Below are 18,536 nucleotides of genomic sequence, written 5' to 3'. Positions count from 1 at the left end.
GGTTGTTGGTTCTCCCAAAAAATCAGTTCACCAGGCCCCAATTCGCTAAACCTGACAGTCTGCTTGCGGCCCCATGAGCGGCAGTGTCCTGCGACGTTTCTCTCTCGCCAATCACGGCCGAGGAGAATTCACATGGGCCATTCTCAATTTCAGGATGCCAGCCGCCAGCACGCAGCCTGGAATGCTGGGAAGAAGGTCGGCACCAAGCGTCTTTTCACCCAGAAGCAGATTTGGGCTATTCGCTTTTTGCTCGATCACGAGAGACGCGTTGGGGACCGTGCGCTGTTCGATCTGGCAATCGACAGCAAGCTTGGCGGCTGTGACCTGGTCAAAATCAGGATTCGCGATGTGGTCGCCGGACCGGAGATAAGGACCCGCGCGATCGTTGTTCAGCAAAAGACGGGGCGGCCGGTTCAGTTCGAGATCACCAACGACGTGAGAGCCAGCATTCTGCATTGGCTCGAACGACGTGGAGGCTCGGTCGAGGATTATGCATTCCCGAGCCGGGTCGATCATGCTCGCCACATGAGCACAATAGCCTGAGACGCCATCGAGGAAGGACTTTCCTCCACTGTCGCAGTATAGCGGATGGAAAGCGGCAACAGCGTAATGCGCGTGATGTCGCTGTCTGACGTTGGCTGGGCCACGCCTTTTGGGGGGATGCATGCAGAAATCAGTAAGACTGGCGCTTAACAAGTTTCCGGCGGTGCCCACTTCACTCAGGAATCCAGCGAAGCCGGGGAGTCAAGTGCCGGAAGTCATGGTCGATCTAGCCGACTTGTATCACCAATATTATCTGCAGAGCTACGACAAGGCACCGCCGAACCCTGACCCTGCCCAGTTCGAACATGTTCGATATCTGGAGGCATGCACCGCTTTTCGGTTCCAGCCGAACGGCCTCGGCGCCAACAAAACGAAGAAGCAAAACAACTCGAACGAGCTCGGCGAGGCCTTCTGTCGCTGGTTCTTGGCCGAGCACCTCGATATCACGCACGTCGCCCGGATCGATGACGTCCGCAATCACGGCGCGCTTTCTTGGACCAATGGCGTGTCAGTCGAATGCAATCCCGGCACCGAGGGAGATGCACCCGACTATTTCTGCGTGGAGTCGACAGGCCAGGTGTCGCTCGCAGAGGCGAAGGGCACGATCGAGGCGGTCGGTTTCAAGGCTAAGAAATTCTCGACGTGGCGCAATCAGTTCAATCGGGTGCGCGTTCTTGATCGGTCTAAAAACGCGCTGAGCGTAAAGGGTTACATCGTCGCGATGCGATGGGCAGTCCACACCCATAGCCCCGCCATCTTCACGACCCTCTCCGCAGAGGATCCGCGGACTCCGGGCGAGCGCCCCTTTTTCGATGAAAGTGGCGGTTTTGCAGCCGCGATCCGCTCTCTCCATTATGCGCCGAGCCTTGTGAAGATTCGCCAGCCCGTCCTCTCGGCCGCGCTCGCGACAGGTACGACGATCACTGACGAACTGAGCTTCCAGATCGTTCTGTGGGAATGTCTGCTGCCGAATCTGAAGGGACTGCGGTTTGTCGGAGGCTATTTCCCAACCGATCCCGAGGGCGTTCTGCCCTTCAAGGTCGAAGATGGAAAGTTGGTCGCCGTGCCGAACGATCCCTTCAGGCTCGATCGGAGCACAGGCACTTTCATCGGCATCGAGGAGAAGACCTTTCGACACCTGGTCGGCACCGCGCGAAACGGACCGATGACGATCAACGATCTCCCGCGCATAGAGCGCCGGGTCACTGGCTTCAGCGGGGCGAGCTATCTCCCGGACGGCCATGTGCTGGGCCCAATCGATCTGTTCCGCCCGATTGCCGTCGATCTGGTCTGATCGGCGGCAAGCATTCTGTGAGAAGGATATAGGTGAACGCGTCTGGGTGCCCGATGCGGTCATGACGCTTGAGGCATGAAGTGAACGTCCGCTTCCGGCATCGCTCTTCGGAATTCCGAACGTCTCCGAAGGGGTCGACTGTAGAACGGCAGCTTTCTGCGTAACCGCCGCGAAGACCTGACAGTCCGGTTACGGCCCCCTTCCGGTCATTCACAAGCCGGCCGATAGCCGAAGTGAGCCAGTGCTGTTTACGTCGAAAACATATGGGCCGCCACTACATGTTCGCCTTTTGTGCTCGAAAGTCGCATAAACGCAGTGTGGAACTCAACGGCGGCTCATTGGTTTTGCGGGTTCAGCTCGTGGAAAAGGTCCGTCGGCCTTTCGTGAATGCGGGTTTCCGCATCGCCTACCTCGATTTGGTCGATGACCGCCGGACAGGCGAGGCGGAGCCGTATCTCGCCCGAGAGCACATTCGCGCGCATTATTTCGACGAACGCGCCTATCTTTTCATCCGCAGTGAGAAACCTGCGTTTGACGGATGCAGTGGTGCTACGCTTGTGGAGCCCCGGGGCGTCTCTATGCGGCAATCCTTCATCGTGAGCCGATGCTATTGTGCAAGTTTCGCAGCACTGCGGGTGGCGATATCGGCCAAGACAGCATGAAGAAGCGTTCCAACTTCGTGTTCGGCGACCCCGGGTGCAATTCCTGATTCGGACAGCTGAACGAGAATTGCCTTAGCGGTGTTGCGCCAGAAGGCGTTCGCGTCCTTCCCGTTCTTGGATTCCAGGACCCGGGCGATCCCTTCGACCAACTTCCGCCGCCGATGCAGCGGAAACGCGCTTATGTTTGAATCACACATCGATCACCTCACCCCTTCAGTCGCGCGAATAAGCATTGGCGGGTGAGAAAATTTGGTTAACAGCGCTTTTGGACAATGGTCAGCAATGGAATAAAGCGTCTACCCAACAAGCCAAGAGGTGTGCCACGTGTTGATGATCGGCGCGTGCTGAACGGCATCTTCTGGGTGCTGCGCTCCGGTGCTCCATGGCGCGACCTGCCTCAGCGCTATGGCCCGCGCACCACCTGTTGCAACCGCTTCGTCCGATGGCGAAAAGTAGGTGTGTGGCTGCGCAGTAACGAGTCTGCGCCTAAGGTTTGCGGAGCCTCACGCCGGCGCGGCTGCCGTTCTCCGGGATGAACTCGACGCCGGCGGCCTAGAGGGCGATGCGCAAGGCAGCAACGGTTCGCTCTTGGAGCCCTGTCGGGCCGCGACATCTACTTAATGTCTATTTTAGACAGTCGCCGCGACCATAACTTTTGATAACAGGTCAGGTCGCGGGATGCCGAGCCGCTTGAAATACCGAGTTACGTCCGGATGCTCGCGATCGTCCCGCCTCAACCGCGCAAGCGCGTCATCATCGCCGCGAGCGCCATAGCCAAACCGGGAGCGCTTATTCTCCACGGAGCACTGGGCATTGTCTGGTTGTGAAGACGGTGCTTGATCACCAGCCGCCTGAGTGTGTCTTCGCTTACGTTGTAGTCGTACCTGAACAGATCAATCGCCCTCTGGACCGTGATCGCCTCTGCCGGTGGGATGTAGAGCGGCCGAAGCCGTTCGCCTGTTGCCAGCGCTGTTTTGACAGGGCGCGCATTGGTCGTTCGGCCCATCGCGCTTTTCTGCGGCCCGCCGTTTCGCCCGACATCAGGGAACGATATCTTCCCCCATGTATTAGAAACCCATGGACACTATGGAACCCCACGGCCACGGGATGGCGGCCGATCTTTTGACATCGGAAGTTGCCAATGCCAGGCAGCGCATTCACCGGACCGAGCTCGCGATTCAACGCACTGAAGAAATGCTGGCCGAAAATCTCGCGCTGTGCAGCAGGATACGAACTGCGGTCGAGGCCGCAGACCGCTTGGTGAAGATCGATCCCCCCAGCTTTGAAGGACGTCGCGCGGGTTGAACTGGGCCGGCGTTTCATCGTCGCGACCTTGCGGCACCCTGCCGCAAGAGCCTGCCCTGTTGGCATCACAGCGTGAGCAAACATTGGACAGAAGCATTTCAACGGTCGCTATGTGCAACACCGACGCTAGATCGACACGATCTTCTGTTCAAACAGCGGGGATTAATGCTCGGCGGATCGAAGGGGGCACGGGGGTCTTCGCGCGAGCCAGTTAGCCGATCTCCCGCTCAGAAATTTCAGCCAAAATATTCCGACCTCCTGATGGAACCCGTTCGTTGCGGGCGAGTTACGGCTCATTGGGGACGGACTTCCCGAACATGACAACGAGCAACAAAGCAGACCATCAGTCTGTCTCCGGAGCGTTTCGGAAACTGATCCGTTCCGAAGGCTATCGTCATCACGTACAAACGTTCTTAAATCTGGAGGTCGAACCAGAACTGCCGCCAACCCTACAGTCATTACTTGCGGCTATTGATCGGGCCAAACAGGGGCCGACGGAAGAAGTCCCTTAGCGGGCTGGCTGAGCGTCAGGTCAAAGAGTATAGAGGCTCGCTTCGTGGCTTGTCCCCCTGATTCCCACTCAGAAGTTATCAAACATTCTTCTTGATTTTTCTCGACAGAGGGTCATGAATGTTCCCTTGGGTTCTCGCTGAGGTGGGAGGCCTTGTATGAACGTTTGGACGAACTGCCGACCCGACAAAGTGACTGCCGAACACCTTGTTCACGAGCTGATCCTACAAGTCCGTCGCGGCCAAATCATCTCCGTCAAAGAGACTATTGCAGCGGTGCGCCGAGACGGGCCACATCTGGCGGAAACTGACTGCGAGCTGGTGGAGCTTATTGTCAATGTTGCCCCAGCCTTTGGCCTGTTCGTCGGGTTCGATCTTCGCGAATAACCGCCTCCTCAACAGGGCGGACCGTGGCGACACGGTCTCGATCAAAGCGGCACTACGCGAAGCTCGGGAGACTGCGCCTTATTTGGTGGCCTCCAACGAAGAACTAACCGAGGCGATCGTCGAGGCAGCAACTGCCATGGGCCTCTGCGTGGCTTTCGACTGTCGCGAGTAGCTGTCAGCCAACTTCAGTCACTGTGGCACATCGCAACGAAAGCGCGCCGTCCTGCGCCATTTTCAATAGTCAGAGGTAATCCGCAATTACCTTCGCAACCTGCTCACTCTGCCTGTAGAACGGGAACTGCCGGCTGAGCAAAGGTCTTTCCTGGAGGAACTTGATAGGGCCGACAAAGAGTGACCGCATGGCTCTCCACTGGTTCAACCCTCCGGTCCCGGTCAAGACCGAGCGTCCCGGGATCATCCGCAGCGTAAACAACGCCGAAGCAGCCGGCGAGGAGCTGATGAAGTGGACCAAGCGTGGCCCTTGGTGGGACCTCGCGGTGCGCGTTTGCATGGCCGTGATTTTCGACGAGATGGAAGCTGAGGAGGCCCGCAAGGCATTCCTGGCTGCTGCAAAAGAGGAGGGGACATTACTCCCCCCAATGACAACCAGCTAAATTGGATTGCGGTATAAGGTTCTAGGTGTCTCAGACCAACACCGCCTTCGCGAAAGGAGCCCGCCGCCAAGCATGGAGATGAGAGGCGACGGACCCCCCCACAGCGGCTGCACATCCACGAAGTAATCCCGCTGCCGCCTCTAAACCCGCGAGGGCCTACATCGTTCCCTTAGCTGCAGCTAAAGCGGGGTTGGTCGGCGGGCTCTTCCCGCTCTAAGTTCCCTCTTATGGGTCCCCTCTGGTTCGCTCCCCCGGTCTACGTGAAGACGAAACGTCCGGGCATTCGCAATGGGGTCAGCCACGTCGAGGGAGCCGCCGAGGAACTCCTGGCATGGGACACAAAGGGCCCGAGGTGGACGAAGGCGGTCCAATCCTGCGTCGACGCGTTCGAGGGCAGGATGTCCCCCATGAGGTGCGTGAAGCCTTTGAGGCGGCTGCCAAGGAGGCCAACGTGTATCTCTCCCCTGAGTAGGAGGTATCATGGCGCCCATCTGGTTCGTCCCTCCGGTGTTCGTGAAGACTGAAACCGGTGTCAGGCATGGCTGCAACAATGCGAAGGAAGCCCTTGAGCAGCTCAAGATGTGGACCCGGCGAGGGCCTCGCTGGCATAAGGCGGTGACCCTCTGCCTGTCAGCCTTGGAGGGCGATTCGATTGACCCCCACATAATACGAAAGGCCTTTGAGGCTGCCGCTAAGGAGGCCAACGTGTATCTCTCCCCTGAGTAGGAGTTGTCGTGGCAACCCATTGCTTCTCCCCTCCGGTGTACGTCAAGACCGACCGACCTGGGGTCACCTACGGGTGCAACAACGTCGAGGGTGCCGCCGAGGAACTCATGAAGTGGACCAAGATGGGACCTAAGTGGAGGAAGGCTGTGCAACTGTGCGCCGACGCCTTTCAGGACCGTGTGACTCCGGAAGAGGTCCGTCAGGCTTTCGAGGCTGCTGCCAAGGAGGAGGGGGTGCTCCGTGAGTAGCAGGCCGGTGCCCACGGCTATGTTGGGAAGGACCCGTTAGGCTGTCTAATGCTGACCAAGTCCGCGCTGCTCGAAATAGACCCGGATACGAGAGCATTCACTCTGGTCGGCGCATTTATGGCCATTTTGCACTTCTTGAAACTGGCATCGGAGCTGCTCTGGGCGAGGTAGTTGGCGTCAATGGGGCACGTCGAGTAATCATAAATCGAAAGGGGTTCGACGAGAAGATCAAAACCGTACGCACAGGGGACCGGAACCGGAATGTCAGGCTTCTAAAGCCGATGGCAGAAACCGGATACGCTGTGGCGGCATTTGAGGGCCCGTTCCTGCTCTTGATTATTGCCTGTGAGCTGTGTGCGAAAATCGGGAATGGAAGGGCCGGAGGCAGGAAGCACGGCCTCAGGCCGAGGCGCTAACCAAGCGGGTCGGCAATGATCGCGAAAAGCTCAACACGGCCGGCAGCGAAACTAAAGAAGTAGTCGCGCGTTGGACGGCGGATACCGCTGTTTCGTCTCTGAGTATGGTTTAGGTCAGGGTGGTCAAGCCAACGTCGCGTAAGGCAATCAATGCGTCGAGCGCTAGTCAAGCGAAGTCGCCCGCTCGTGACGAGGTCACTTTAGCGCCGCCCGCTTTCCGGCCGGTCCAGCTCGCAACGCTCGTGGACACGGTCCCTGCCGGCGATCGTTGGATCCATGAAATGAAATACGACGGCTATCGTATTCTCGTTGCCGTCGGCGGAGGCGAGGCGCGAGCCTACACACGATCTGGTCTGGACTGGTCTAGCCGTTTTCCCTCGGTCCTCTCCGAGGCTCGCAACCTCAAGGTGCGCTCCGCCCTGATTGACGGCGAGGCCGTGGTTGTCGATGCGGAAGGAAGATCTAACTTCCAAGCGCTTCAAAATGCATTGAAGGGTGCCCCGGCGACTATCGACTTTTATGCGTTCGATCTGCTGCAGCTCGACGGCGAAGATCTGACAAGGCTTCCTCTTGTTGAGCGCAAGGCGAAGCTGGAGGCGATCTTGCCTGCGAAAAATCCGGTCCTTCGTTACTCCGACCATATCCTCGGCCGCGGAGAAGAGCTGCTCGATCGCTTCTGCGCTGCCGGCCTTGAGGGCGTCATCTCAAAGCTCGCGGATTCGAGTTATGTGGCGGCCCGCGGCGCAAGCTGGCTGAAGATCAAATGCATCAGGCGGCAGGAATTTGTGATTGTCGGCTGGACGCCGTCCGACAAGGTCCGCGCGTTTCGGTCCTTGATCCTTGGCGTTCATGACCGCGGCAAGCTGCGTTACGCCGGGAAAGTCGGCACCGGCTTCGATACCGCTGAACTTCTTCGTCTCTTGAAGATCATGGCGCCGCTCGAGCAGAAGGCCGCCACCGTCGACGCACCACGCGCCGAAGTGCGCGGCGCACACTGGCTCCGTCCGAAACTGGTCGCTGAGATTGCCTTCACCGAAATGACAAATGAAGGGACGTTACGACATCCGAGCTATCTTGGTCTCCGTGAAGACAAGAAGCCGGAGGCGGTCGTGCTCGAGACGGAACGTCATGCAGCCGATCTCGCCGCGTCTGCGACAACCGCCATCGCGATAAGTAACCGTGACCGCGTCATCTATCCGGAGTCCAACATCACCAAGGGACAGCTTGCCGACTATTACGCAGCGGTCGCGGCGATCATGCTTCCTTGGGTTGGCAGCCGGCCGATCAGTCTGGTTCGATGCCCACAGGGCCGCGCGAAGAAGTGCTTCTTCCAAAAACACGACGCCGGCAGCTTTGGCGACAAAGTCCACCACGTCGGCATCACGGAGAAGGACGGGCACGAGGAACCATATCTCTATGTCGACGATGCCGACGGACTCATGACTTGCGTCCAGATGGGAACGATCGAGCTGCATGGATGGGGGGCTCGGATCGAGGATGTCGAAAAGGCCGACCGCCTCGTGTTCGACCTCGACCCCGATGAAGATCTCGATTTTGAGGCCGTCCGCGCCGCTGCCTTTCAGTTCCGCGCAATCCTTAAATCGCTGGGACTTACGACTTTCCCGATGCTGACGGGAGGCAAAGGAGTGCACGTCATCGCGCCGCTCACCCCTGGCGCCGAGTGGCCAGAGGTGAAGGACTTCGCGTCTCGCCTGGCGCAGGCGGTCGCCCAGAGCGATCCGGCCCATTTCACGGCCGTGTTGTCAAAGGCGCGCCGCAAGGGTCGCATCTTTGTGGACTATCTACGCAATCAGCGCGGGGCGACCGCGATCATGCCTTACAGCGCGAGATCACGTCCGGGCGCTCCTGTCGCGGCACCGATCACGTGGGCGGAGATGAAGACAATAGACGCGCCCTCTCATTTCCATGTGGGCGATGCTCCTGAATTAAAGAAACGCGCAGTCTCCAAAACTCTGGCTGGATGGGGTCGCGCTGACCAATCCTTGCCCAATCTGTAGCGTCCGACGCGGGAAGAGGCAGTAAAGCCGGGATTCAAAGGGCAACGCGGCGCTCACGGCCTTGCCTGATTGGAACCTGCGGAGATCGGTCTCGTTTGGCTGAAGCCATGGCAAAAATCGATCCTAGGACCGTCGCCAGTCTTTTAAGGGAATACGCGCAACGGGCGTCTATGCGCGGCGACAATCCCTATCGCACAAAGGCATACTTGCGCGCGGCAGACAGTCTGATGGCGCTGTCGCAGCCGCTTGATCGGATCATCGCCGCCGGCGCCCTCACCAAGATCCCGGGGATCGGTGACGCGATCGCAGACATCGTGACCAAGCTTTACCAAACCGGCACGCACCCAAGCCTTGAGAAGCTGCGCGAGGATGTTCCAGCGGGCGTGATGGAGCTGTTTGCCATACCCGGGCTTCGTCCCGATAAGATACTGAAGCTTCATCAGGCGCTCGGCGTGAACTCGCTGGCGGAGCTCGAGGCCGCAGCGAGAGAAGACCGCATCCGCCCAGTCAAAGGCCTCGGCGCCGCGCTTCAGACAAAGCTGCTGCAGAACCTGGCCATTGTGCGAAGCGGCGAAACGCAACTTCACCTGCACAAGGCCGCCGCTCTTCTCGACCATGCGGTCATATCGGTAAAGCAACAGCATCCAGAGTTTTCGCGCGTGGAAATTGCAGGTGACTTCCGACGCGGTTGCGAGCTCGTTTCCGACTTCGCCCTGGTAGCGCAGGGCAGAAAGTCGACTGGAATCGAGGATATGACCCTCAGGCTTGTTGTCACGGACAGGAAGCACTTTGGCGCGAGCCTGCTCGAAGCAACCGGTTCGGCAGACCACCTTGAGCAACTGAAGACGTTCGCGGCCGACAAGGGATTCACCCTAAACGCCGACGGGCTTCATCGCGGGAGAAAGCTGATCGCGTCAGCGACAGAAGAAGAAATCTACCAAGCTTTAGACTTGCAGTTTATCGAGCCTGAATTGCGCGAAGGCAGGGACGAGATTGAGCGAGCGGCAAAGCAGAAGCTAGCCGCCCTCATTCGGGATGAAGATCTGCATGGCATCCTGCATTCTCACACGACCGCATCCGATGGCACCGAAACGCTTGAGGCAATGGCTGAAGCCACGCGTAGGCGCGGTTTCGAATACTATGGTGTCGCCGATCATTCGCAGTCCGCTCACTACGCAGGCGGCCTTTCGGTGCAGGAGATTGCTGAACAGCACCGCGAAGCTGACCGGCTGAACAAGGCATACAATGGAAAATTTCGCATACTGAAGGGCATCGAGGCGGACATCCTGGCGGATGGCTCGCTCGATTACCCGAATCATATCTTGGAGCAGTTCGATTTCGTCGTCGCGAGCGTGCACAGCCGCTTCAAGTTGACCAAGAAGGAACAGACGGAGCGTATCATTGAGGCGATCGGAAATCCTCGGACGACAATCATCGGGCACATGACCGGTCGCCAGCTGTTGCGCCGGCCCGGTTATGACCTCGACGTCGACAAAGTCCTCAAAGCGTGTGCGAAACACGGCGTCGCTGTCGAAATCAACGCACATCCGTGGCGACTCGACCTCGACTGGCGCTGGCATCAAAAGGCACTCGATCAGGGCTGCATCTTCAGCATCAATCCGGACGCTCATTCGATCCGCGAGCTCGACCACATGCATTGGGGTGTCGAGATGGCGCGCAAGGGCGGTGTTCCTGCGAAGCGGGTCCTGAACGCGATGCGTTTGACGGCCCTCCTTGCGCATCTCGCACGGCGCAGGCAAACGTCCTAACCTGCTTGTGCGCCCGGCCTATCAGCGCAGGAGTCCGTCATTCTCAAAATCTTCCCAGCCGCGCAAACTGGAGTGCGCGTTCTCATCGGGGCCGTAGCCAGCTGAAGCTGCAGTTCCGCGACCGCTTCTTTGAGCGCGTTTCATAGCGGCCTTCCCTGCGGCTCGCCGCCTATTCTCTGCAGCTGTCGCTGCGTCCTGTTCGCGCCAGACCGTAACCAGGTCGCGGTCAAGCACATCCTCCACGTGCTGCGGGTCGAACACGTGAAAGGTGATGTTCCTTGCCCGCCCGCGGAGTTTCACCGTTTTCGTCCCGGCGCTCTGCAAGCGACCATCTTTCAGCCAGCGGTGCCGTTCGGCCGTCGAGATCGTCAGAATGTCCTCGATTTCACGGGGGATTACGGGCAGGTCTTCGATATTCTGCAGTGCTTTGGATACGATCCCGAATACCACCTGCACATCGTTCTCGGCGCCCTCAGACAGGCGCAGGGTAAGCACGCGGGACTCGATATTGAGCAATTTCCTGAACTCCGTTGGAAGGCGGGCGCGTATTTCGAGAAAAATACCCCTCGCTCTGACGGACGATCCAAACGTTGCAGCCGGGGTTAAAGGCCACTCTCCAATCAGCTTCGCTGTTGCATTGATTTTTCGGCGCGTGGACATGCCCCTTTATATAGGTCACCGATTGTCGGCAGCGATGAGCCCATCGCAAAGCCAACAGAGTTCTAATCCGCCAGCGGTCTGAACCAGATGCCCAAAGGCGCAACCACGATTGTGAGCGGGGCCGTTTGCAACTTCGGCTAACAGGAAACGGCAGAGTTGATCTCGAAGTGCGATATCAGGCGCGTCGCCGCCTGGCGGCTTTTTGGGGGCCGTTTGCTGTCCGTCCGGTTATTGCCGAGGGACCAGTAAGCCGCCGTTCGGCTCACGACCTCTTCGCGGAATACGAGGCAAGTTCAGATCCCGCGGAAGCCGACATTGAACTGCCTCTCCGTTTACATGTTTGGCAAATGTTGCGAATGGAGGGAGTTGCATGTTTGAAGGTTTCTCGCTGGAGCAGATCAAACTTCCGGAAGCGACGCTCAGAGTGCGGGTTGGTGGAAGGGGCCACCGCTTCCTGATGCTGCACGGTCATCCTCGCACCCATGCCACTTGGCATCGCGTGGCGCCGATTTTGGCTGAGGAATACACCGTAATTTGCCCTGGTCTTCGGTGCTCGCCCTTGCGGTGTGTCGCAACACAATCAGCGCGTCCGGTTTGCCGTGAACAGATCTTGCTGATGCACCAGTTCGTCCGCGACGGGCTGACGGAGGCGGCGTGTGCCATTCGGCTGGATGGCCGAAAATAACCCCACCTCTGCATGACGCGAATTGTCCCAGCCCGGGTAGGCCGTTATCGGGTACAGGCAAATACCCTCGAATCGATGCTCCGACACCCATAGCGGCACGCACCTCGTCGCGGCATACATAGTGGAGCCAAGCCGGCCCGCCGGATCCCTCTGAGCCGGTCTCGGCAATGAACATCGGCTTACCGTACCGATGAGCAACCTCGAGCAACATTTCCGACAAAGCGCGGTACTCATGGTGTCCCATCGATATCGTCGGCCCGTTTATTTACCATTGATCGTGCGGTTAGAAATTCAGGCCCACGACAATCGACAACATCTTCGCTCCCGCCCAACTCAGGTTCGACGCGGCCCAGCAACATGTCGTAAGCTTCGAACTGCCCCTGACGGGCGTTTTCGGCCCGACCTCGTTCGCTGCGGGTCCGGTCACGAGGAGCGATTTGGATAAGGGGCTCGGCCCAGACAAATCTGCAGGCGGGGTCGATCTCCCGCATTGCACGAACACCCGCGATGGCAGCCTTCACGAGATGCCGCTTGAACCAGCACGTTTGTTCGGCCCCACGCGGGAAATAGCCGACCTCAACAGCCCATGCGAAAAAGGAGATCTAGTTGATGGGACACAACAGAGGCGGTGTTCCGGCGATCGAACGCTGTACCCTCACGGCTTCTGCCGCGAACGAGGCATAGGCATCGATGAAATGCAGCGATCCCTGATCGACATGGTCTGGAGATCCGTAATGGAAGATGTCCCAGATAACCTGGACACCTGCCGATCGGGCCGCCTCGACCATTGGCGCCCAACTTGACCAGTCATAGGCGAAGCTTGCGGAACCGGAGCCTCCACCTGGTGCTCGTCCATACGCCCCACTTCGCTCATTCGACGTCTTCTTTCAGCAGTCGCCTTCGAACTCGGCCGCCTTGTTAGGACCGGGAACCGCGTTGGCGAAATACCGCATCCAATGGGGCGCGCGCCATCTTCGTTGCTCAGTCCAGCTCGTCCTGGCGTGACCGGGTAATGCCGAACCGATTTGGTCGAGCCTTTGTTCCTGTGGTGGACTGTCCGGAGCTGGGTGGCGAAGGAGGAACAAGGAGGGCCGTGCCAAGTTCGGGGCGATGTACCACCGCCGCCGATCGGCGGCTGCTCAGCAACAAAAGAGGCACGGGATCACATGACCGTTCAGATTCGACTTTCCGAGATCGACCACGCTAGGCGCGAGGATCGTGGCGACGGCGCTTGGAGCATCGCACCGGACTTGGGTTACTTGCGGCTAGCCATCGTCAATGTCGTGTTCTGCGGCGCACCCGGCAGCGGAAATCGGAACTGGGTGCTGATCGATACGGGGTTGCCGACGTCCCGCAGCAGCATTCTTGCGGTCGCGGAAAGGCGGTTTGGCACGAACGCACGGCCGGCCGCGATCATCCTGACCCACGGCCATTTCGACCATGTGGGAACGGTTCTAGACCTCGCAAATAAATGGGACGTGCCTGTCTTCGCGCATCCACTCGAGCGCCCCTATTTGGACGGAACCGCATCCTATCCGCCACCCGATCCCTGGGTCGGGGGTGGACTGATGGCACTGCTGTCGCCGCTTTTTCCACGCGGGCCAATTGACCTTGGCAACCGTTTGGAACTCTTACCTGCCGACGGATCGATCCCCGGAATGCCCGGATGGCGATGGTTACACACACCCGGGCACGCCCCTGGGCATATCTCGCTCTGGCGCGAGAAGGACCGTTCGCTGATCGTAGGGGACGCTTTCATCACCACCGGTCAGGAGTCAGTCTATGAAGTCGCCGTCCAGGGTCTCGAGATGCACGGTCCGCCGCGCTACTTCACGCCGGACTGGGATGCGGCGGAAAGATCCGTGAAGCACTTGGCTGCCCTGAACCCGCAGATAGTCATCAGTGGACACGGTGCGGCTGCTGCGGGAGTGGGAATGCGTCACGCTCTTGACAGCCTGGCTGAGCGGTTCAGGGTGTTCGCCGTCCCGCCGAAATTGAAATTTGTGCGCGAGCCGGCGGCAGTCCAAGATGGCTGAGACTAACCGAGCCGCCGTCGTTCTGAATATGGTCAAGTTGCGCAGACTCCATCTCTCGAGCCGGTAGAGTTACCGTCCGATCGCGCCCCATCGTCACAAACTCTGACAAGCGGAACAAACCCGAGAAGCGCCGGTTAGGTCGTTCGATCGGCGCAGGGCGACTGCGGCCAAGCGCCCCGAAGTTCTGCGTCAGGAGAAGACGTCAGATGGAAAACGAGTACCCCGAAGGACGCGTCCTCTCCGCCGGTGAGCCGACCGGCAAGAAGTTGTTCGAGCCCACACGCGTCGGCATCCGCCAAGACTTGGCTTCGTTTCGCTCATCGGCCAAACCGTGGAGGAGACCAAATGGCAAATCTGGGAAGATTGGCGATCGCGATGCTTGGCGTTCTGGCATACCAAAATCGCGACAAGCTCTGTGAATTGATTCCGGGAGCGGGGTATCTTAACCCAAACGACCCGCAACGCAGAATTCTGGCTCAGATAACGAATGGCGTGTCGAGGGCTGACCTTGGTGAGATCCTCGACCGGTTCAGGGAGGTGGGGGCAGGATCGAAGGTCGACTCGTGGGTTGGCAGCGGGCCAAACCAACCGATCGAGCCAAGGGACGTCGAAGCGGCAATGGACGAAGGTACACTCACGTCCATTTCGATGCAGACGGGCCTTTCGCGCGAGGAGCTAATCAGAAGGATTGCGCGGGATCTACCCGAGGCAGTCAACGAGATGACGCCGAATGGTGAATGGCCGCCTGAGCCGAGACAAGGCTTGGATGAGTCGACCCTGCTCGACAATGTATCCTAGGAGACACAGCCAGGAATGCAGCCGGCCAAGGCGAGATCCGGGGTGGCAACTCTACACTCGGGGACGCTCCTGCGCGATCGCCTTCATCCGCTCGGGAACCAAGGATCTGGTTCGAGCGCGCCGAACGCGCAACTGGCCGCCATCCTGAAAATGCGGCACCGCTGCATCGCGGCGCCCTCGCGCTCGCGTATATCGGTGAGCGGAAGAAGGGCGCGTTCCTGGCTGGCCAGAGCGCTGGCGATCGATCCGGACGACTTCGTGACGCAGTACAACGCCGCTTGCATGTATTCCGTGCTCGGGGAAGTGGAGCAGCGGTGCGGTACCTGGAAAGAGCCGTCGGAGGAAGCATGAGTCAGAACGTATTGGAACGAATCCGTCACGAAGTCGATTTCGACGCCATTCGCGATCACCCGCGGTTCGTGCAGCTTCTTGGTTCACTTGGCTTGTGACGCACAGCTGTACTTGCACAGGCTTCGGCCTGCCTAGCAGCCGCGTTCGCGGCGCGTCCGCTTTGGGTGGCGGATTCAACGGATCGCAGCAACACACGCTCTTTTCTGAAAGTGGAGTGTGAGCCATGAAGCAGCGAAGTCGCATCTACTACTCGGCCGCTCAGCGGCCTGAGTTTGGGTTCGATGGCAGGCGGGCGAGTCGATGAGCTCGATCGGACGACGATTCGATCGGAAGTCTTCATCGGTGCCGCCGCGCCTGGGCCTTGCACTGGCGGGCTGCCACCCTTGCCTGTCGCCGGTGGTGTTTTCCCCCACATTTTGCTGCCGCTGCTTGTGCTGCTCACCTGGCCGCTCGCCATGGGCAAGTATTTCGCCCCGGCATCGTCTCTGCGGGGTTTGCTTCGTCGGCAAAGGACATCGCCAGCTGGCCTCACAGCTGCGGTCGATCGCGGCCGAATCGGGATTGATGCTGGCCGACGCGCTGGCCGGCGGCCGCTTCACCCGCTACAATGATCTGTTGATGCCTGCCGGCATTATTGCCGGGGCCGGCGACCGGTTGTTCGATGCGAAAGCCGAGGCTCTTAGACTACAATCGGAGATTCCTGGTTCCTTTGTCGATATCATCCCGCAGGCCGGCCACATGGTCCACCACACCGCACCGCTAGCTGTTCTCGCCATGGTGGACAGGGTCGCTGCCGCGGCCAGCAGTGAAGTAGGCCGGCACTGGCGCGATCCCGAAGAAGTGGAATCGCGATTTTCGGAAAAGATCATGCTCAAAAGCAATAGGTAGAACCCCGTCCCGACTCTATCGGGTGGCGAATCCGATGATTTACTTCACGGCGGCACGCACTTCAGCGAACCGCATCCTGTGCATCCATCCGCGCCGGTTCGGCTAACATCGACGTCGAGGTCCCGTATCTTGGGGATTTGGCCAGGGGAACGGCCCCAATTCCGTGTTCGGCTTCTGCCTCTCTTTGTGGCTGCCAGTATCTAGTCGTCTGCAAATCGAGGCCACGGACTGACAAGCACCCCCGCACTACAAGGAGCTGGCGGTCGGAGAACAAATGTAGACATGTCGCACCATCCTTGCGGGTACGGCTTGCGATGCATACTGACGGTCGAGGGCTTAATGTAACCAAATCAACGGCTCGGCGTTTCGGTCAGCGCCGTTGCAATGAGCGAAGCCATAACCTCTGTCACGAGCATAGACTGGCGATTTCATGAGTCGCAATTTTCTGGTGATTGAACCTGAGGAAGGCATTGCCGTGCTCAAGGGGCTTGCCTCCTCGGCGCGGATTTCGATGCTGAAACTGCTGCATGAGAAGGGGCCGATGAATGTCAACGAAATCGCCGCCGTGCTGTCGCTACCGCAGTCGACCGTCTCGACCAACATCCAGGTGCTGGAGGATGCGGGGCTGATCCGCACCGAGAGAGCGAAGAAAGGCAACCGGAAAATCTGCTATCCGACCGCCGAAAAAGTGCTCGTCGTGTTCAAGAGCGAATATCGTGCGGTCAAGAACGACGCGATCGAAGTGTCGATGCCGATCGGGCTTTATACCGGCTTCGAGGTTACCGCGCCCTGCGGCCTTTGTTCGCCGGACGGCATAATCGGTCTGCTCGATGTGCCGAACACTTTCCTCGATCCGGACCGCATGAAAGCCGGGCTTCTATGGTTCACCCGCGGTTTTGTCGAATACCAGTTTCCCAATAATGCCAAGCTCGCTAATGCCGAGATCACCGAACTCGAAGTGGCGATAGAGCTGTCTTCGGAAGTGCCGGGCACCAGCGCCGATTGGCCGTCGGACATCACGCTGACGATCAATGGCGTCGATGTCGGCACCTGGACGTCGCCGGGGGATTTCGGTGACAAGCGCGGCGTCTTCACGCCCTCCTGGTGGAAGCTCAAGGGCTCGCAATACGGTAAGCTGAAGAACTGGCGAATTGCCAATGACGGCGCCTATGTCGACGGCCTCAGGATTTCCGAAACCGGCCTCGCCGCACTCGATCTGAAGAGCCATCATTCAATCCGCGTCCGTATCGGCGTCAAGGACGATGCCAAGCGCCCCGGCGGGATCAATATTTTCGGCAAGGGCTTTGGAAATTACGATCAGGACATTGTGCTCAGGATCAAAACCGCGTGAATCGACTGGCCGCGTTGCTGCGCTCAGTTACAGTTCATGCTAGGCTAGGCTTGCAGCTGGCACCGCGGTCCATGAGGCGACCGGCTTGGCTGACGTGTATAGATCCCTCGTCGCAAGCTTTGCCCACTGGCTGCGAATCCCCTGCTACCCTCAATCACCAGTACAAAGGGATCCGTCCCACCAACCAACAGCCAGAGCATCCTCCGTTCCGGCAAATGCCGGAACTTACCATCTAGGCAACTCTCGAAAGTATATGCCGATCCAGGTCACACTTAGCCAACCCGAACCGCCAGCGATGGTTCGTAGCCTCACGCCTGCTCTGGTAGAACAAGGTCAGTTGCCGGCCGTCGATCATCACCGTCGAATGGCCATTCTCGCCGGGCTCACCAGGGTCGAGAACGGGGCCAACGGAAACGTAGGGACCCTTGACGTCATCGGCGATGGCGAAGAAGACGCGCTGCCGGCTGCCGCGCGGACCTTCGGGGAGGAAGCAGGTGGCGTTGAGAAGCACACGACCGTCCGGCAGCTCGACGAGCTGCGCGCCTTCGATCCCCCATTCGTAATCGGGGTGCTCGCGCGCATTGTGATGTGGCACGTCGAGATGATCGAGTATCTTGCCGAGACGTTTCCATGGCCCGAACCAGGAATCGGATTGGCTGCGCGCCAGATAGACATCAGGCTGGGGCACCCTGGTGAATTTGGGCATGCCTGAATAGACGATATAGCGCTTGCCTCCGACGATTGCGGGGTGGGGATCGTAGATGCCATCCTCATCGGTGTCGGGCAGCGACAATATCGCCGGATTGAGCACCACCCAATGAAAGCCGTCATTGGACACCGCGTGCTCGCAACGTCCGCCGGACTTCATGAATTCGGTCTGGATAAACATGTGGAAGACGCCGCACTCATGAATGACGCCGGGCGCCGCAATGCCAGATCCGGTTACCGGCAAAACGATCGCCTCGTGCTCTGTCCAGGGTCCATAAAGATCCGGCGCTGTGGCGTGGAGGATTTTCCAGCTCTCTGTTGTGACGGTGCCGCTGGAGCCGAAGACGTGCCAGAGCGTGCCGTCGAACACCGGACAAGGGTCCTTCAGATCATCCACGGCCTGCGGGTGAAACAATGGAAAGACGTTGGTTTCAAAGTCGATCTTCATTCGCCAGCCATCCCTCGATTCGTCTCGGTCTCCATTCAAATGAACCACCGGCGCGACTCAGATGAATCGATTCCAAGCGTATTTATAGCTCCGCTGATGAACGGTTGTTGAACGATTGAA

19 protein-coding genes and 1 pseudogene are annotated in these 18,536 nt (G+C 59.0%); 16 read left to right on the top strand and 4 right to left on the bottom strand.

The genetic code is table 11. From position 1 onward, the window contains the following. Positions 1–132: 132 nt before the first annotated feature. The 3 genes from NKH01_RS26975 to NKH01_RS26965 all read left to right on the top strand — a co-directional run bounded on the left by NKH01_RS26975 (position 133) and on the right by NKH01_RS26965 (position 2,499). Positions 133–543 (top strand): site-specific integrase, encoded by a 411-nt coding sequence (locus NKH01_RS26975; protein ID WP_353023263.1) that lies wholly within the window; start codon positions 133–135, stop codon positions 541–543. A gap of 121 nt (positions 544–664) precedes the next feature. Next, positions 665–1,837 (top strand): hypothetical protein, encoded by a 1,173-nt coding sequence (locus tag NKH01_RS26970; protein WP_353016678.1) that lies wholly within the window; start codon positions 665–667, stop codon positions 1,835–1,837. 263 nt (positions 1,838–2,100) lie between these two features. Next, positions 2,101–2,499: a hypothetical protein gene (locus NKH01_RS26965; protein ID WP_352492349.1), complete on the top strand. Its 399-nt coding sequence runs from the start codon at positions 2,101–2,103 to the stop codon at positions 2,497–2,499. Here NKH01_RS26965 and NKH01_RS26960 read toward each other — a convergent pair. Beyond that, positions 2,445–2,696: a DUF6074 family protein gene (locus tag NKH01_RS26960; protein ID WP_352492325.1), complete on the bottom strand. Its 252-nt coding sequence runs from the start codon at positions 2,694–2,696 to the stop codon at positions 2,445–2,447. The genes NKH01_RS26965 and NKH01_RS26960 overlap by 55 nt on opposite strands. Positions 2,697–2,771: 75 nt before the next feature. Between NKH01_RS26960 and NKH01_RS26955 the strand changes: the two are divergent. The 8 genes and pseudogenes from NKH01_RS26955 to NKH01_RS26920 all read left to right on the top strand — a co-directional run. Further along, a pseudogene (locus tag NKH01_RS26955) lies at positions 2,772–2,969 on the top strand (transposase); the annotation flags it as partial. Between the two features lie 637 nt (positions 2,970–3,606). Continuing rightward, entirely contained in the window at positions 3,607–3,804 is a 198-nt protein-coding gene (locus NKH01_RS26950; protein WP_352492323.1) for a hypothetical protein, read from the top strand. Positions 3,805–4,472: 668 nt separating this feature from the next. Continuing rightward, positions 4,473–4,700, top strand: coding sequence for a hypothetical protein (locus NKH01_RS26945; protein ID WP_352492322.1), 228 nt, complete (start codon positions 4,473–4,475; stop codon positions 4,698–4,700). A gap of 359 nt (positions 4,701–5,059) precedes the next feature. Further along, on the top strand, positions 5,060–5,314 hold the full coding sequence (locus NKH01_RS26940) for a DUF982 domain-containing protein (RefSeq protein WP_352492321.1): 255 nt from the start codon (positions 5,060–5,062) through the stop codon (positions 5,312–5,314). A gap of 480 nt (positions 5,315–5,794) precedes the next feature. Next, complete coding sequence (locus NKH01_RS26935; RefSeq protein ID WP_352473718.1) at positions 5,795–6,040, top strand: DUF982 domain-containing protein; 246 nt, start codon at positions 5,795–5,797, stop codon at positions 6,038–6,040. A gap of 8 nt (positions 6,041–6,048) precedes the next feature. After that, on the top strand, positions 6,049–6,288 hold the full coding sequence (locus tag NKH01_RS26930) for a DUF982 domain-containing protein (protein WP_353016674.1): 240 nt from the start codon (positions 6,049–6,051) through the stop codon (positions 6,286–6,288). Between the two features lie 535 nt (positions 6,289–6,823). Next, on the top strand, positions 6,824–8,722 hold the full coding sequence (gene ligD / locus NKH01_RS26925) for a DNA ligase D (protein WP_353016671.1): 1,899 nt from the start codon (positions 6,824–6,826) through the stop codon (positions 8,720–8,722). 107 nt (positions 8,723–8,829) lie between these two features. After that, positions 8,830–10,491, top strand: a complete 1,662-nt coding sequence (locus NKH01_RS26920) for a DNA polymerase/3'-5' exonuclease PolX (protein WP_353016668.1) — start codon at positions 8,830–8,832, stop codon at positions 10,489–10,491. A 21-nt stretch (positions 10,492–10,512) separates the two neighbouring features. On the opposite strand, the gene NKH01_RS26915 is transcribed toward NKH01_RS26920, so the two are convergent. Then, a complete protein-coding gene (locus NKH01_RS26915) occupies positions 10,513–11,151 on the bottom strand; it encodes a hypothetical protein (protein ID WP_353023261.1) in 639 nt (212 codons plus the stop codon). Between the two features lie 370 nt (positions 11,152–11,521). Between NKH01_RS26915 and NKH01_RS26910 the strand changes: the two genes are divergently transcribed. The 3 genes from NKH01_RS26910 (at position 11,522) to NKH01_RS26900 (ending at position 14,670) form a co-directional block, all read left to right on the top strand. After that, positions 11,522–11,836: an alpha/beta fold hydrolase gene (locus tag NKH01_RS26910; protein ID WP_353023259.1), complete on the top strand. Its 315-nt coding sequence runs from the start codon at positions 11,522–11,524 to the stop codon at positions 11,834–11,836. Positions 11,837–13,002: 1,166 nt separating this feature from the next. After that, a complete protein-coding gene (locus NKH01_RS26905) occupies positions 13,003–13,872 on the top strand; it encodes an MBL fold metallo-hydrolase (RefSeq protein WP_353016662.1) in 870 nt (289 codons plus the stop codon). 345 nt (positions 13,873–14,217) lie between these two features. After that, on the top strand, positions 14,218–14,670 hold the full coding sequence (locus NKH01_RS26900) for a YidB family protein (protein WP_352457918.1): 453 nt from the start codon (positions 14,218–14,220) through the stop codon (positions 14,668–14,670). 83 nt (positions 14,671–14,753) lie between these two features. Here NKH01_RS26900 and NKH01_RS26895 read toward each other — a convergent pair whose 3' ends face one another. Then, positions 14,754–15,080 (bottom strand): hypothetical protein, encoded by a 327-nt coding sequence (locus NKH01_RS26895; RefSeq protein WP_352457919.1) that lies wholly within the window; start codon positions 15,078–15,080, stop codon positions 14,754–14,756. 241 nt (positions 15,081–15,321) lie between these two features. On the opposite strand from NKH01_RS26895, the gene NKH01_RS26890 reads away from it, so the two are divergent. Beyond that, positions 15,322–15,909 carry an alpha/beta fold hydrolase gene (locus NKH01_RS26890; RefSeq protein ID WP_352457920.1) on the top strand — a complete coding sequence of 196 codons (588 nt, stop codon included), beginning with the start codon at positions 15,322–15,324 and terminating at the stop codon, positions 15,907–15,909. Positions 15,910–16,339: 430 nt separating this feature from the next. Then, positions 16,340–17,260, top strand: coding sequence for an ArsR/SmtB family transcription factor (locus tag NKH01_RS26885; RefSeq protein ID WP_353023257.1), 921 nt, complete (start codon positions 16,340–16,342; stop codon positions 17,258–17,260). 232 nt (positions 17,261–17,492) lie between these two features. Here NKH01_RS26885 and NKH01_RS26880 read toward each other — a convergent pair whose 3' ends face one another. Next, positions 17,493–18,416, bottom strand: a complete 924-nt coding sequence (locus NKH01_RS26880; protein ID WP_353023255.1) for a glycoside hydrolase family protein — start codon at positions 18,414–18,416, stop codon at positions 17,493–17,495. Between the last annotated feature and the right edge of the window lie 120 nt (positions 18,417–18,536).

The organism is Mesorhizobium sp. M1403 (assembly GCF_040317695.1).
Classification (GTDB): domain Bacteria; phylum Pseudomonadota; class Alphaproteobacteria; order Rhizobiales; family Rhizobiaceae; genus Mesorhizobium.
This window is presented reverse-complemented; position numbering and strand designations above follow the sequence as displayed.